This window comes from Pseudomonas edaphica (assembly GCF_005863185.1).
In the GTDB taxonomy this organism is placed as follows: Bacteria; Pseudomonadota; Gammaproteobacteria; order Pseudomonadales; family Pseudomonadaceae; genus Aquipseudomonas; species Aquipseudomonas edaphica.
Genome location: NZ_VBVZ01000083.1, coordinates 1 through 15,119, shown reverse-complemented (window position 1 = coordinate 15,119; position 15,119 = coordinate 1). Strand labels below are relative to the sequence as shown.

The following is a 15,119-nucleotide window of genomic DNA, read 5'->3' as shown; positions in this document are numbered from 1 at the left end:
GTGACATCGCTTCCCTGGGTATCTACCCAGCGGTCGATCCACTCGACTCGACTTCGCGCCAGCTGGACCCGAACGTGATCGGCCAGGAGCACTACGACACCGCTCGCGGCGTTCAGTACGTGCTGCAGCGTTACAAAGAACTGAAGGACATCATTGCGATCCTGGGTATGGACGAGCTGTCGGAAGCCGACAAGCAGTTGGTAAACCGTGCTCGTAAGATCCAGCGTTTCTTGTCGCAGCCGTTCTTCGTGGCTGAAGTCTTCACCGGTGCTTCGGGTAAATACGTTTCCCTGAAAGACACCATTGCTGGCTTCAAAGGCATCCTCAACGGTGACTACGACCACCTGCCAGAACAAGCGTTCTACATGGTCGGCGGCATCGAAGAAGCGATCGAGAAAGCCAAGAAACTGTAATCTCGGCGCCCGGAAACGGGCGCTCATCAGGTTGAGGCAATCAGATGGCTATGACAGTCCATTGCGATATCGTCAGCGCGGAAGGGGAAATCTTCTCCGGTCTGGTAGAAATGGTGATTGCACACGGCGATCTGGGTGATCTTGGTATCGCCATGGGTCACGCACCGTTGATCACCAGCTTGAAGCCAGGTCCGATCACTCTGACCAAGCAAGGCGGGGAACGTGAGGTGTTTTACATCTCCGGCGGTTTCCTCGAGGTTCAGCCGAACATGGTCAAGGTACTTGCCGACACCGTGCAACGTGCTGGTGACCTGGATGAAGCCTCCGCTCAGGAAGCCGTCAAGGCTGCCGAGAAGGCCCTGAACGAAAAGGGTGCGGACTTCGACTACAGCGCTGCTGCTGTACGTCTGGCCGAGGCTGCAGCCCAGCTGCGCACGCTCCAGCAGATCCGCAAGAAGTAAGCGGCCCAGCCGCAATGCTTCAAGCGCGATTGATTAAAAAGGGTAGCCTCGGCTACCCTTTTTCTTTTTCAGCAAAACACTTCTCAGGTCTGAAGTCGGACCGCCCAGGATTGGTAGCCATTCATGTCTCTTGAAATCGTCATTCTCGCCGCAGGCCAGGGCACCCGCATGCGTTCAGCCCTGCCCAAGGTGCTGCACCCGGTCGCGGGCAATTCCATGCTTGGTCATGTTATCAACAGCGCCCGGCAGCTGGACCCCCAGCGTATTCACGTGGTGATTGGCCATGGTGCCGACGTGGTGCGTGAACGCCTGGCGGCGGATGATTTGAATTTCGTGTTGCAGGACAAACAACTGGGCACCGGCCACGCGACTGCGCAGGCCGTACCGTTCATCAGCGCCGACACCGTACTGATCCTCTACGGCGACGTACCGCTGATCGAAGTCGAAACCCTGCAACGCCTGCTCAAGCAAGTAGTACCTGGCCAGATGGGCCTGCTCACCGTTGAGCTGGATGACCCAACCGGCTACGGCCGTATCGTGCGCGATGCCAGCGGCAAGGTCGCTGCCATCGTCGAACACAAAGACGCCAGCGAAGCCCAGCGTGCGATTACCGAAGGCAACACCGGCATTCTCGCCGTGCCGGCCAACATGCTGGCGGACTGGATGAGCCGCTTGTCCAACAACAACGTCCAGGGCGAGTACTACCTCACTGACGTCATCGAAATGGCCGTCAGTGACGGCCTGCTGGTCGCCACCGAGCAGCCCCATGACCCGATGGAAGTGCAGGGCGCCAACGACCGCAAGCAGCTTGCCGAGCTTGAGCGCCACTACCAATTGCGTGAAGGTCGCCGCCTTATGGCCCAGGGCGTAACCCTGCGTGATCCGGCGCGCTTCGATGTGCGGGGTGAGGTCACGGTTGGCCGTGATGTGCTGATCGACATCAACGTGATCCTTGAAGGCCGCGTGATCATTGAAGACGACGTGGTAATTGGCCCGAACTGCGTGATCAAGGACAGCACCTTGCGCAAAGGTGTGGTGGTCAAGGCCAACAGCCATCTTGACGGTGCAGTGATGGGCGAGGGCAGTGATGCCGGTCCGTTTGCGCGCCTTCGTCCGGGCAGTGTGCTGGGTGCCCGTGCGCACGTCGGCAACTTCGTCGAACTCAAGAACGCGAAAATGGGCGACGACGCCAAGGCCGGTCATTTGGCCTACCTCGGCGATGCGGTGATCGGCGCGCGCAGCAACATCGGCGCCGGTGCGATCACCTGCAATTACGATGGCGCCAACAAGTACCAGACCACCATTGGTGAGGATGTATTTATCGGCTCCAACAACTCGCTGATTGCGCCGGTCACCATTGGGGATGGTTCAAACACTGCGGCAGGTTCGACCATCAACCAGGATGTGGATAAGTCCCAACTGGCTGTTGCCCGCGCCCGCCAGCGCAACATCGACGGCTGGAAACGCCCGGTCAAAATCAAAAAGACCTGAGTTATCCACAACCTCACCAGCTAATGCTATCTCCTGTGGGAGCTGGCTTGCCTGCGATAGCGGTCTGGCATTCACGATGAATGTTGCCTGACACTCCGCCATCGCAGGCAAGGCAGCTCCCACATTGGTTGAGTGGTGTTAGCAAAAATCAGCGTAAAAATTACAGCTTGCCGCTTGACGATCTTTCGCCAATAGGTTTTGATTGCCTTCGTTATCTTTCGAAACGAAACTTATCACTACCATGTCGAAACGAAATACACCCCAACGACGCCACAACATTCTGACCCTGCTCAATGAACAGGGCGAAGTCAGCGTGGACGAATTGGCCAAACGTTTCGAAACTTCGGAAGTGACCATCCGCAAGGACCTCGCCGCCCTCGAAAGCAATGGCCTGCTGCTGCGCCGCTACGGTGGCGCGATCACCATGCCCCAGGAACTGGTCGGCGACGCTGCCCAGCCCATCTCGGCCTACAAGCGCGCCATCGCCCGGGCGGCCGTCATGCGCTTGCGTGAACACGCGCGCATCATCATCGACAGCGGCAGCACCACCGCCGCCATGATCCCGGAGCTCGGCCACCAGCCGGGCCTGGTGGTGATGACCAACTCCCTGCACGTGGCCCGCGCGCTGAGCGAGCTGGAACATGAGCCGGTGTTATTGATGACCGGCGGCACCTGGGACCCGCATTCGGATTCATTCCAGGGCCAGGTCGCCGAACAAGTGCTGCGTTCCTATGATTTTGATCAGTTGTTTATCGGCGCCGACGGCATCGATCTGGAACGTGGCACCACCACCTTCAACGAACTGCTGGGCCTGAGCCGTGTAATGGCCGACGTCGCCCGTGAAGTGGTGGTGATGGTCGAATCCGACAAGATCGGCCGCAAGATCCCCAACCTGGAGCTGCCCTGGAGCAGCGTCCATACCCTTATTACCGATGATCGCCTGCCGCTTGAGGCCCGCGACCAGATCCAAGCCCGCGGCATTACGCTGATATGCGCGGCAATCATCTAGGAGATACACCATGTGTGGAATTGTAGGCGCAGTCGCTGAACGCAACGTCACCGCCATCCTGCTTGAAGGCCTCAAACGTCTGGAATACCGCGGCTATGACAGCGCCGGTGTAGCCGTATTTACCAACGCCGGCAAGCTCGAGCGCATGCGCCGCCCAGGCAAAGTCAGCGAGCTGGAACAAGCTTTGCTCGGCGAGCCGCTGGTGGGTCGTCTTGGCATCGCCCACACCCGTTGGGCCACCCACGGTGCACCGTGCGAACGTAACGCTCACCCGCATTTCTCCGGCGACCTGGCCGTGGTGCACAACGGCATCATCGAAAACCACGAAGTGCTGCGCGAACAGCTCAAGGGCCTGGGCTATGAGTTCACCTCGGACACCGACACCGAAGTCATCGCCCATCTGCTCAACCACAAGCTCAAGGACCTCGGCGACCTGACCGTCGCGCTCAAGGCTACGGTCAAGGAACTGCACGGCGCCTACGGCCTGGCCGTGGTCTGCGCCAGCCAACCCGACCGCGTGGTGGCTGCGCGCAGTGGCAGCCCGTTGGTGATTGGCCTGGGCCTGGGCGAAAACTTCCTTGCCTCCGACCAACTGGCCCTGCGCCAAGTGACTGACCGCTTCATGTACCTGGAAGAAGGTGATATCGCCGATATTCGCCGTGAAAGTGTGCAGATCTGGGACGTCAACGGCGTGCCGGTCGAGCGCGAAGCCGTGCAATACCGCGACGGTGCCGAGGCCGCTGATAAAGGCGAATTCCGCCACTTCATGCTCAAGGAAATCCACGAGCAACCGTCTGTGGTGCAACGCACCCTGGAAGGCCGCCTGAGCCAGAACCAAGTGCTGGTCAACGCCTTCGGCCCACAAGCCGCCGAGCTGTTCGCCAAAGTGCGCAATGTGCAGATCGTCGCCTGCGGCACCAGCTACCACGCCGGTATGGTTGCCCGTTACTGGCTCGAAGAACTGGCCGGCATCCCGTGCCAGGTCGAAGTCGCCAGCGAGTTCCGCTACCGCAAGGTGGTGGTGCAGCCCGACACCCTGTTCGTGACCATCTCCCAGTCCGGCGAAACGGCTGACACCCTGGCCGCGCTGCGTAATGCCAAAGAACTCGGCTTCCTTGGCAGCCTGGCAATCTGCAACGTCAGCATCAGCTCGCTGGTGCGCGAGTCCGACCTGACCCTGTTGACCCAGGCTGGTCGCGAAATCGGCGTGGCGTCCACCAAAGCCTTTACCACCCAACTCGTTGGCCTGTTGCTGCTGACCCTGTCCCTGGGCCAGGTGCGCGGCACCCTCGCCGAAGGCGTCGAAGCCACATTGGTTGAAGAACTGCGCCGCCTGCCGGCCCGTCTGGGCGAAGCCCTGGCCATGGACAGCACCGTGGAAAAAGTCGCCGAACTGTTCGCCGACAAAAACCACACCCTGTTCCTCGGCCGTGGCGCGCAATACCCGGTAGCGATGGAAGGCTCACTCAAGCTCAAGGAAATCTCGTACATCCACGCCGAAGCCTACCCGGCCGGCGAGCTCAAACACGGCCCCTTGGCCCTGGTGGATGACGACATGCCGGTGGTCACCGTGGCGCCGAACAACGAACTGCTGGAGAAGCTCAAGTCCAACCTGCAGGAAGTACGCGCGCGTGGCGGTCAGTTGATCGTGTTTGCCGACGAAAAGGCTGGCATGACCAATGGCGAAGGCACCCACGTGATCAACATGCCGCACATCCACGACACCCTGTCGCCGATCCTCTACACCATCCCGTTGCAGCTGCTGTCGTATTACGTTGCTGTGCTCAAGGGCACTGACGTTGACCAGCCGCGTAACCTGGCGAAGTCGGTGACGGTGGAGTAAGCGCTGCTGGCGTATCGGAAGGGGCTATTTCAATAGCCCCTTTTTACATGCTGGAGCCGCCAACTCAAGGACGCCCGTTTATGCAAAGCCTCTCTACAATCGTACACGCACGCTTGCACAATCGCCGATTTGCGGTGGCGAACAACGCCCAAGGACTGTCCGGTGTCGGCACGGTATTTCATTACCTGGTCGAAGATGGCGTTATTTCGAGTACTTACCAAGGCGGTCGGATTCGTTTGGGAGCGCAGGTCGGACAGGTGACAGGTCACAACACCTTTGAGCTGCTTTTTCACTGTGTGACAGTGGACGAGCAACTACTTGCCGGGTGGTCGAGAGGTACAGTGGGTGTCGACGCGTCAGGGCGCACAACCTTGAGCTTTGTTTGGGGCTGGTTGTCGGGCGCGACAGGTGGCGGCGAGTCGAATTACACCGAGTTGACTGCATGAGGTAGCCCGCCGAGAACCCCCATGCTCCCTGCCTCATTGATGTGCATTAGCGGCCACCTTATCCCTAGAATGCAGCCTTATGGATAGCCAGACAGGGGTGTCATCACTATGAACAGAGGTTTCTACCGTGCGGACAAACGCTTGCCGCTCAGCCTTTCGTACTCGCTGAGACCTGGTCTGGTAAAAGTCTGTGGCACTGTGATGCTCAAAGAGTCGCGCTTATCCCCAGTGGATGGCTTGCCCTGTGCCGGGTATTCACTGCAGATCCAGGAGAGCTACCGCGACAGCGGCGAAAGGGATGCATGGCGGACAGTATTTACTGACGCACAATGCAATGACTTTGCGCTCAAGGATGCCCACGGCACTGTGGATATCATCGCCGAAGGCATTGAGTTGTTTTCAGGCCAAGTGCCACAGCTAGGGGACTATCGTTACACCGCAGGACCGGGCCGCCAACAAGGAGAAATCTTGCTCAGCGAAAGCCTGGAGGTCATGGTTATCGGTACTGCAATACAGCGTAACGGTAAAACGGTGATCGTCCGGGGTGAGGAGGCCGATACGGTATTTGGTGTGGAGCGGCTGCGCACTGTGAACAACTATCGTCTCGCTGTGCCAGCGTGGCGCGCCTTGGGGTTATGCAGTGCCTTGGTGGTGTTGTTCAGTATGGCGCTACTGCTTATAGATCCGGCGCAATGGATGCAGTGGCAGTTGCCCAGCCGCGATACGTTCCAGCAAATGGCTGTATTGGGGCCATTCCATGAATGGGTGGCTTTGTTGTATCAGCGCCAAGGTTTATCGCTGCCGTTGTTGGCTGCCTTCGGTTGGATGGGCATAGTATTCGTGCTGATGTGCGTTGCACGGGTGTTTCTTTATCGAGATATCCACAAGCGGGTTCAGCCCATACTTATCGCCTGGGGAGTGGTTGGCGTGATCGGTGGCGGCCTGGTGACGTGGGCATTGGTGGCGCTCGAGTTCGATCCATTCAAGATTTTTTTGATCTGGCTGAGCGTGATCATCGTCGCACTGGCCTTTTCTATTACCCAACAGCGGGCTTTGCAGGCGTTGGTGGCGAGCGTTTTCAAAACCGAGTTGACCTAAGGTACAAACTCTACTCGTAACCCGCGGCTAGCACTGCGCCCCTGATCATCGCTGACCCGCAGCCGGTATTCGCCCGACTTGCCCGGCCGCCAGTTCAAGGTGGTTTGCGGCGGGCCTTGGCCGATCAGGGTCTGGTCGGCAAACCAGTACAGCGTGGTCGCATCACTGGCCGCGTTGGCATTGAGCGGAATGCTTTCCTGCGGCTGGGACAGGCGCAACTGGTAGCTCACCTGGGTCAGCGGCGAGCGAATTTGCGGCGCTTCGCTTTGGTCGCTGATGCGGTTGGGTTGGCAATTTTTCATCACGTTCGGCGGCGTGCGCCGGGGCAGGCCGGCGGCGCGGTACAGGCGCTGCACGTCGCTGGGCCAGAATTCGAAGACTTCTTCGCGGGTGTATTGCGGGTCGAACGGCGGGCACGCGGCCTTGCCGGTGCGGGTATCGATCAGTACCGGGCGGTGCAGGTTGGACACGCGAATTGGCGACACGCCGGGGATGTACCAGGTCTTGCGGGTTTGCGGGCACCAGCGGTTGGGCAACTCGCCGGAGGCCGCACACACGTCGATGCGCACCAGCCCGGCGGGCGGCTTGTCGGGCTTGATAACCACGTTGGGCAAGGCCAGCGGCAGGGCGTCGGCGATACGGAAGAACAGCGGCGCGGCGGTTTTGGCGCCGATAAACGTCGGGTTCGGCCGCCCATCAAAATTACCCACCCACACCACCAGCACATACGGCCCCACCAGGCCCGCGCTCCAGGCATCGTGAAAGCCCCATGAGGTGCCGGTTTTCCACGCGGTGCGCCAGTGGCGGCCGGGCAGGCCATCCGGGCGTGGGTTGCGGCGCAGCATGTCGCGCACCATAAAGGCTGCTTGGGGCGTGAGCAGTTGCGCGCCGGTGGTTTGCGGTTGTTCCTGCAAATAGCGCAAAGGCCGCAGATGCCCGTCACCTGCCAGCATCACATACAGGCGCGCCAGTTCCTCCGGCGTCATCTCGCCGCCGCCCAAGGCCAGGGCCAAACCGTAGTGGCTTTCCCCACGCAAGCCTTTGATACCGGCGCGTTGCAGCAAGCCATACAGCGAGGGCGACTGCACCTGGCTGGCGAGCCACACCGCCGGAATATTGCGACTACGGATCAACGCATCCCGCGCCGTCAGTGGCCCGACAAAACTGCCGTCGAAATTTTCCGGCTGGAAGTAGCCGAAGTTACTGGGTAAATCCTTGAGGATGCTCATGGGGTGGATAACCCCCTGATCCAGCGCCAACCCATACAGAAACGGCTTGAGCGTCGACCCCGGCGAGCGCCGCGACAACACGCCGTTGACCTGCCCGTGGATGCCTGTGGATAAGTAATCCGCCGAACCTACCAGCGCCTTGACGCTCTGGTCGCGGCTGTCCACAAGGATGGCCGTGGCGTTTTCCACACCGGTACTGCGCCGCTCGGCAATAAAGCCTGTGATCAAGCGTTCGAGCAGTTGCTGCAAAGGCAGGTTGAGGGTTGAGTTGAGTTCGTTGCCGGGTTGCGACGCCAGCAGCTGTTCGCTCAAGTGCGGTGCCAGAAACGGTATCTGCTGGCGGTTGCGCGCCTCCAGAGGCAAGTCGAGCAAACTGTCGTTACGCGGGTCCTGTGGATAAGTTTCGCGCCAGTCGGCCATCAAGCGCAGCCGCGCATTTTGCAGCGACGGCCCGAAGCGCGCGCGTCGCCCCGGTTGCTGTGGGATCACCGCCAGCGCCAAGGCTTCGGACAACGACAACTGCGCCGCCGACTTGCCAAAGTAAATCCGGCTGGCCGCTTCGGCGCCCTCGATATTGCCACCCATGGGCGCCAGGTTCAGGTAAGCCTCAAGGATATCGTGCTTGCTGTAGCGCGCTTCCAGCCACAGCGCCAGGGCCATCTGCTGCAATTTGCCCGGCACTTGGCGGGTGTTGAGGTCCCACAGCCGCCGCGCCAGCTGCATGCTCAAGGTCGAGCCGCCCTGACGCTGGCCGCCGCTGTAGGTGGCCATGGCCGCGCGCAGCAACGCCGGGGGGTTGATGCCCGGGTGCCAATAGAAATTGCGGTCTTCCTTTAGCAGCAAGGCCTCGACCAGTGACGGCGACATGCGCTCCAGCGGCAGCCACAGGCGATATTGCCCGTCCTGCGCCAAGGTCATGCGCAGCAACGCGCCGTCATCGGCCAACACCACGCGGGACGAGGTGACGGCCTGTTCCAGCGGGGCATGGGGCCACCATCGCAGCCCCGCCAGCGTGCCTGTAAAGAGTACCGCCGCTGCAAGCAGCGGCGTCAGGCGTTTAAGGCTTGGTAATTTCAAGCTGGCCTACTTTGCCGCGCCCTTGCAGGGTGGTTTCGTACATGCCTTCGGCGTAGGCCGGTGGCGTATTGAACGTCCCTGCGTTGGTGGCGCGCACGCGGTACACGAAAGTGCCTACATCACGCAGCGCGGTGCCGTACAACACCACCCGATCATCGCGCACGTCCACGTAGTCCGGCTGCCAGTTGCTCAGCTCGGTTTCGCCGATCGGCGCCTGCCAGGTATCGGCTTCGTCACCGTCTGCGGTTTCCACGTACTCGGAATCGTCGCCTTCACTTTCACTTTCTTCGTTGCTGGCGGCCGCTTCCGGCTCCGGCGGCAAGTTATACACAGGCTCGACGCCACCGGGCAGCAGATCGACCACGGCCACTTGCTGCACTTGGTCGCGGTCGGTGGCGCGCAGGCGCAGGCGCACCAGGAACTCGTCGCCCACCGCGACTTTGCTCACTGGCTCGCCTTTGAGGTCGAGGTATTCGTGGATGATCTCCAGGCCATTGTTGATGGGCTTGAGCTTGGCGCCCTTGTCGAAACCGGCTTCGCTGAGCATGTAGAAGGCGGCCGGTCCGTCGGTTTTTTCCATCACCAGCTTCTGCGTTTTACCCGGCACGGCGGCGCGCGGTGGCTGGCCGGCCATCTCCAGCAATTGCTGTTGCTTGTCGCCCAGCCAGGCGGTCGCCTTGAGGGTCATGTCGCTCTGGGCGCGCTGGCCATAATTGTCCAGGGCGCGCAGCAGCAGGGCGGCCGACAGCGAGTTGTAACGCTGTTCGTTCAGGCGCTTGCCGAGTTTATCCAGCAGCGCCGTCGGTACATCGTCAAGCAACTCGGGGAATTGGCGCGCCAGCAGGTGCAAGTGCTCGGCGTCGTGTACCAGCGGGTCGTAATACAGGCCGTCGCTGTCCCACTTATCCACCAGCGAACGCCACGGGATTTTGCGGAACAGGGTATCGGCCTGACGATCCTGCTTGAGCAGCTTGTAACTGGCCGCCAGGTAAGCGGCGCCCAAGTCGTTCTGCCAGGTGTCTTTGAAGTAGCTCTCGTAACGCTCGCGAATGTCGCTCAAGGCGCCGCTCACCAGAATCCCCTGACGGCTCAAGAGGTAACTGGCGTAGGCACGGTTGCGCAATTCCGACAGACCTTCGCTTGGGCCATTGGCCAAGTCGGTCAGGTAGGCGTTGGAGCGCGCCAGCAGGTCTTCCGGCACCGGCAGCCCGCGTTCCTTGGCTTCGATCAGGAAGTCGGTGGCGTACAGGCTGGCATACGGCGCCACGTCCGGGTTGGCGGCCCACAAACCAAAGCCACCGGCCGAGTTCTGGCGCTGGCGCAGCATGCGCACCGCGCCGCTGAAGGCTTGTTCGGCTTCTGGTGCGGTACCGCCCCAGATCAACGCCGGCATGGCCTTGGACACCAATTGCTCGGTGCAGGCGTAGCCATAGTCATCCAGGTAATGCTTGAGGCCGTTGGCCCATACCAGCGGCGAGGCAGCCACACCCAGTTGCACATCGCGCAATTGGCTGAACAGCTCACGCGTCGGTTTCAGCTCTTTGCTGGCGCTGTCGAACCGGCCCAGGCTCAAGGCCACGCGATGCTCGCTCAGTGGGCGGATCGACGTGGTTTCTGCGACCTGGATACGTTTGCCGTTCGGCAGTACCGCGACAAAACGCAGGTCCGCGGAGCCGAGGGTTTCACCGACCTTGATCTTGAACTCGGCAGTGCCTTCCTTGCGCGGTTGCAGCGACAGGGTACTGCCTTTGTCGCCCTGCACGTTTAGCCCGTCGCTGGTCTGCACTTCAAACTTCACGTCCGCTGCCGCGTCGAGGTTACTGAACACCCCGGCGCTCACATTGAACACGTCCCCCGGCGCCACAAAGGCCGGCACGTTCGGCGTGATCACAATCGGCCCGCGCACTTCGGTATTGGCCTCGCTGACGCCCACGCTGTCACTGTCCACTGCCACCGCAAACAGGTGCAGCTTGCCGTTGAAGCTGTCCGGCACCTGGTAATGCAGCACGGTTTCACCGGCCGGCAGGTCAACCAACCCGGACCACCAGGCCACGGGCGGCTGGTGTTTACGCTTGAACGGGTTGAGGTGGTTGGCCAGCGCGCCTTCGGTGTCACCACCGGGCGCTGCGCCACTGAGCAGGCGGCTGAATTCCGGCAGGATCAGGTCAAGGATCTGACTGGTGCCAACCTCCAATGCGCGTTTCTGGAAGAAGAAGCCCAACGGGTCGGGCGTCTGGTAACGCGCCACTTGCAGGATGCCTTCGTCCACCGCGTAAACCACCGCGCGGCCTGGGCGGTCGGCAGTTACCTTGATATCCAGGGTCTGCCCCGGCTCGATCTTCTCCGGGCCTTCAACCTTGAGCGCCATGCGCCGTGCATCCAGGTTGATGCTGAACGGCACCACGCCGTAGGACAGCGGGCTCATATAGACCTCAGGCGAACCCATGTCGCGCACAAACTGCACGTTGACGTAGGCATTGCCTTCAAGCCCGGCAGGCACGCGGATATGTTGCACGCTGTTGGTGCTGTCGGCCTTGAACCACTGTTGGGTGTAAACCTTGTCACGCTCGATGGTGATCAAGCCGGCACCGGTGTAAGGCGCGCGGATGCTGATCGCTATCTCATCACCGGTGGCATAGCTGCGTTTATCCAGGCGCAGTTGCAGCTCGGCGTTGCGCTCCAGCGAGCGCGAGGTGTTGCCGCGCCCGGCCACGCTGTAGTCGATCTGGTTGAGCAGGCGGCCGTTGGCGTCTTTGACCTGCAGGGTGAAATCACCCGGCGTGCCGGTGTTCAGGGTCTGCTTGGCGCCGTCCTTGGTCATCGTCAGCGGTGAGGCTGGCTGGCTGATGTTCTTGATGCGCGACTCGTATTTGTAGGTGCCGTTGGACTGTTTCACCAGTACCGACACGTAACGGTGTTCGACCACTTCACTGGTCAGGCCATCCACGGCCATCGGCGTGAGGTCCGGCGCGACGGCCAGCCATTGCACCTGACGCGGGGCGTCCTTGGCGACGTACGACAGCGAATCCTGACTTTTCACACCGACCAGATAAGGCGCGGACGACACCAGCAGCGCACTTTGCGCCGCCACGTTGCGGCCACCTTCGGCCTCGAACACCTGGGTCATCACCTGCAGGCGATAGGTGCTGCTGGCAAAGCGTTGCAGGTTGAGGTCGAGTACAGCCTGGCCGTTGTCGTCGACGGTGGTTTCAGCCAGGTCTTCGGTGCTGGCTTCTTCCAGGGCGTCGTTGAGGCGGAAGCGGTAATCGGGGTAACGGTCAAAGGCCGCGAGCGTCGGGCTCAGGGACATCTTCGCCGTGACGCGTCGGCCGGCTGCCGGCGCGCCGAACAAGTGCATCGCGGTGACTTTGGCCACCACCTGGTCCGGTGGAATCCAGCCCAACACCGGCGTGTCGTGCAGGCTCAGGCTGACCTTCATGCGGTCCGGCTCGAAGTCGCGGACCTTGAAGCTGACACTGCCGAGGTCGGTGCGGGTGTTTTTCTGGCCGATCAGCTGCAACGTCGCGGTGTACTCACCGGCGGGAGCGACTTCACTGCTGGGGAAATCAAAGGTTTCAAAGCCGCTGGTGGACAGTTTGAGCGGCTGGCGAATCACTTCCAGGCCGCGCGGGTCGGTGATTTGCAGTTCAACCGGCAGGCCTTGCAAGGCACCTTTCCAGTCGCCGCTGCGCACGATCATGCCCAGGTGCGCGGTCTCGCCCGGGCGGTACAGGCCACGGTCGGTGAACATATACGCGCTGAGGCGATTAATCGCGCCGTCTTCTTCCAAACCGCCTACATCGAAGCGTGAAAAGTCCAACTGCTGGGACTGACGGGCAATCGGCAGGAACGACTGGTCATTGCCGCGCGTGACTACATACATCAGCGGCGTTTTCTCACGGCGCAGTTCATCCAGCTTGGCGAAATGCGCGTGGCCTTCGGCATCAGTGCGGCCGCTGGCGACCGGCAGACCGTTGCGACCCATGATATCGACTTGTGCATCGGCGACCGGCGAGCCGTTGCCGATGGACTGCACAAACACATCGTGGCTGCCGTCGCTGGAGCGCTTGGCGATGATGCCAAGGTCGGTAACCACGATAAAACGCAGGTCGCTGGTGCTGTTGCGTTCGTACTCGAACGTGCGCTCGGCCGGGTCATCCTGCGGGCTCAGCTTGAGCACGAAAATACCGCGACGGCCGCCATTGGCAGTGAGGTAGTGGCTGAGGTCGACGTTGTCGTAGACGGTTTTCGCCGGGTCATTGGACGACAACGCAATATCCAGCGACTGACGCTCAACCATGCGGTCGAAGTATTCATTGCCGAAATTCGGCCGGGCGAAGCTGCCGCTGCTTTGGTCGACCAAATGCTGCAACTGGTTGGGCAGCAGGCGGGCGATTTCCACATGGGCACCGGGCACGCCACGGGCCATGAAACCCAGGCGTTTTTCGCCGTTGAGGCTCAGCAGCGCGCCGTCCGACAGGAACTGCAAGGTGCGTGGGTACGCCGGCATGCTGATCAGCGAAGCGGTAGGGTTTTTCGCCAGATAACCGCCAATGGCTTCCAGGTTGGCGGGCACGCGTACATACAGCGCGCGGCCGGCCGGAGCCTTGAACTTGAACGCATGCAGGGTGTTCAGCGGCTCGACGCTGGGCACGTGGGTCAGGCTGACCTTGGTGCTGCGCGCCAGCATCGCGTCGTCGATGTCGTTGCTGGTGTAAGGGCGCGTGTCGTCTTCAGCCTTGGCCGGCAGCAGCCAGGCCTGGACCTTACCGGCGATGGTGTCATCGGCCACGGCGCTGGAGCTGCTGAACATCAACACCGGTTCCGGTTCGCCGCGCTCGTTGTCGACAAAGCTGACTTCGGCACCGGTAAACGTCAGGCGATATCGGCCGGGCACGGTGACTTCCGCCACCAGTGGCGCGTTGCTGGCATTGCCGCCGTCACGGGCTTTGATGCCTTCATCGAGCTTGGCGCTGACCGGCGTGCTTTCCAGTGGCGTGGCCAGGGCGGCGGAGCGCACGTAAGCATTGAGCTTGAGGTCGTCGAAGGTGATTTCCGGGCGGTTGGGCAGCTGGGCGTCGCGGTAGGCCAGGCCTTTGCCGAGGGTTACCGAGACGCGCTTGCGCAGGTTGTCTTCATCCACCGGGTGGGAAAAGTGGAAGGTCGCCACCAGCTGTTTCAGTGTGGGGTTGGACGGGTCTTGGTACAGCTCGTTTTGCGCCAGGGTGGCGCGGAATGGTTGGGTGGAGAACTGGCTGCTGTATTGGCTGAGCAGCACGCCGTCAGCCAGCAGCTGTTTCTTGGCCAGGTCGAGCGTGTAATGAGCATCCACAGGCCAGTCTTTTTCCGGCACGAACAATAACGTGCGGTCGTCAGACCAACGCCAGGCACCGGCTACAGCGGGTTTAAGGGTAATGCCTTCAGTGACCGGCTTGCCAATGGCTGCCAACGGAGCCACGGACTCGGCAAAGCGCACCTGCAAGTTATCCACAACCGGAGGCTGCTGGGTGTAATCGGTCAGGTTCGGCTTATGCAGCGAATAACCCACGGTGTGGGGCTGCGGCAAATTCGAATACCAGTGCCAGCCGTAGAAACCAGCAGCGGCCAGCAGCACCAGGCCCAAGACCCCGGCACCCGCCTGGCGCGGATAGGTGCGGGCTTTACTGCCCAGGTTCCCCACGCCACGGCCCGTGGCTCGCAGCCAGGCTGGCGGCTGCCATTGGCCAAAGATGGCACTCACCACAGTCAATAAAGCGCCGATAATCCGGCGGCTGATCGCTTTCAACGAGTCGAACATGGTGAGCATCCCTGGCAAAGTGCGGCCTATCTTACACGCGTCTTTGATACAAAAGATGACGTGCAGTGGTCTACGTGCTCAGGCGTGTTGCACAAAGGTGAGGCGTACCGCAAAACCGATCGAAAGGTTGGCCGTGAAGCAAGGTTTCGGGCTTAGCTTAGTCTTCCAATACACCACAAAGCACCTGTGGGAGCTGGCTTGCCTGCGATGGCGGTGGCACACCAAAAAGTGACGCTGGCTGACACTCCGCTATCG

At 61.1% G+C, this 15,119-nt stretch carries 9 protein-coding genes; 7 read left to right on the top strand and 2 right to left on the bottom strand.

Features of this window, described 5'->3' with window-relative positions:
- The 7 genes from FEM54_RS08080 to FEM54_RS08050 form a co-directional block, all read left to right on the top strand.
- Nucleotides 1–413, top strand: a 413-nt coding sequence (locus FEM54_RS08080; protein ID WP_477749727.1) for an ATP synthase beta subunit C-terminal domain-containing protein, incomplete at its 5' end; no start/stop codon positions are given.
- 44 nt (nucleotides 414–457) lie between these two features.
- On the top strand, nucleotides 458–874 hold the full coding sequence (locus FEM54_RS08075; RefSeq protein ID WP_017135117.1) for a F0F1 ATP synthase subunit epsilon: 417 nt from the start codon (nucleotides 458–460) through the stop codon (nucleotides 872–874).
- Between the two features lie 123 nt (nucleotides 875–997).
- The gene (gene glmU / locus FEM54_RS08070; protein WP_138450351.1) at nucleotides 998–2,365 is read left to right on the top strand and encodes a bifunctional UDP-N-acetylglucosamine diphosphorylase/glucosamine-1-phosphate N-acetyltransferase GlmU; all 1,368 of its coding nucleotides are present in this window, start codon (nucleotides 998–1,000) and stop codon (nucleotides 2,363–2,365) included.
- A 241-nt stretch (nucleotides 2,366–2,606) separates the two neighbouring features.
- Nucleotides 2,607–3,374: a DeoR/GlpR family DNA-binding transcription regulator gene (locus FEM54_RS08065; protein ID WP_099550203.1), complete on the top strand. Its 768-nt coding sequence runs from the start codon at nucleotides 2,607–2,609 to the stop codon at nucleotides 3,372–3,374.
- Between the two features lie 10 nt (nucleotides 3,375–3,384).
- The gene (glmS, locus tag FEM54_RS08060; protein WP_099550204.1) at nucleotides 3,385–5,217 is read left to right on the top strand and encodes a glutamine--fructose-6-phosphate transaminase (isomerizing); all 1,833 of its coding nucleotides are present in this window, start codon (nucleotides 3,385–3,387) and stop codon (nucleotides 5,215–5,217) included.
- 80 nt (nucleotides 5,218–5,297) lie between these two features.
- Nucleotides 5,298–5,663 (top strand): avidin-fold protein, encoded by a 366-nt coding sequence (locus FEM54_RS08055; protein ID WP_138450349.1) that lies wholly within the window; start codon nucleotides 5,298–5,300, stop codon nucleotides 5,661–5,663.
- 108 nt (nucleotides 5,664–5,771) lie between these two features.
- Nucleotides 5,772–6,761 (top strand): hypothetical protein, encoded by a 990-nt coding sequence (locus FEM54_RS08050; RefSeq protein ID WP_138450347.1) that lies wholly within the window; start codon nucleotides 5,772–5,774, stop codon nucleotides 6,759–6,761.
- Here the strand turns inward: FEM54_RS08050 and pbpC are convergent.
- Entirely contained in the window at nucleotides 6,758–9,067 is a 2,310-nt protein-coding gene (gene pbpC, locus FEM54_RS08045; protein ID WP_138450345.1) for a penicillin-binding protein 1C, read from the bottom strand. The two genes, FEM54_RS08050 and pbpC, sit on opposite strands and share 4 nt — an antisense overlap.
- Nucleotides 9,048–14,864, bottom strand: coding sequence for an MG2 domain-containing protein (locus FEM54_RS08040; RefSeq protein WP_138450343.1), 5,817 nt, complete (start codon nucleotides 14,862–14,864; stop codon nucleotides 9,048–9,050). The genes pbpC and FEM54_RS08040 overlap by 20 nt, the downstream gene beginning before the upstream one ends.
- Nucleotides 14,865–15,119 lie beyond the last annotated feature (255 nt).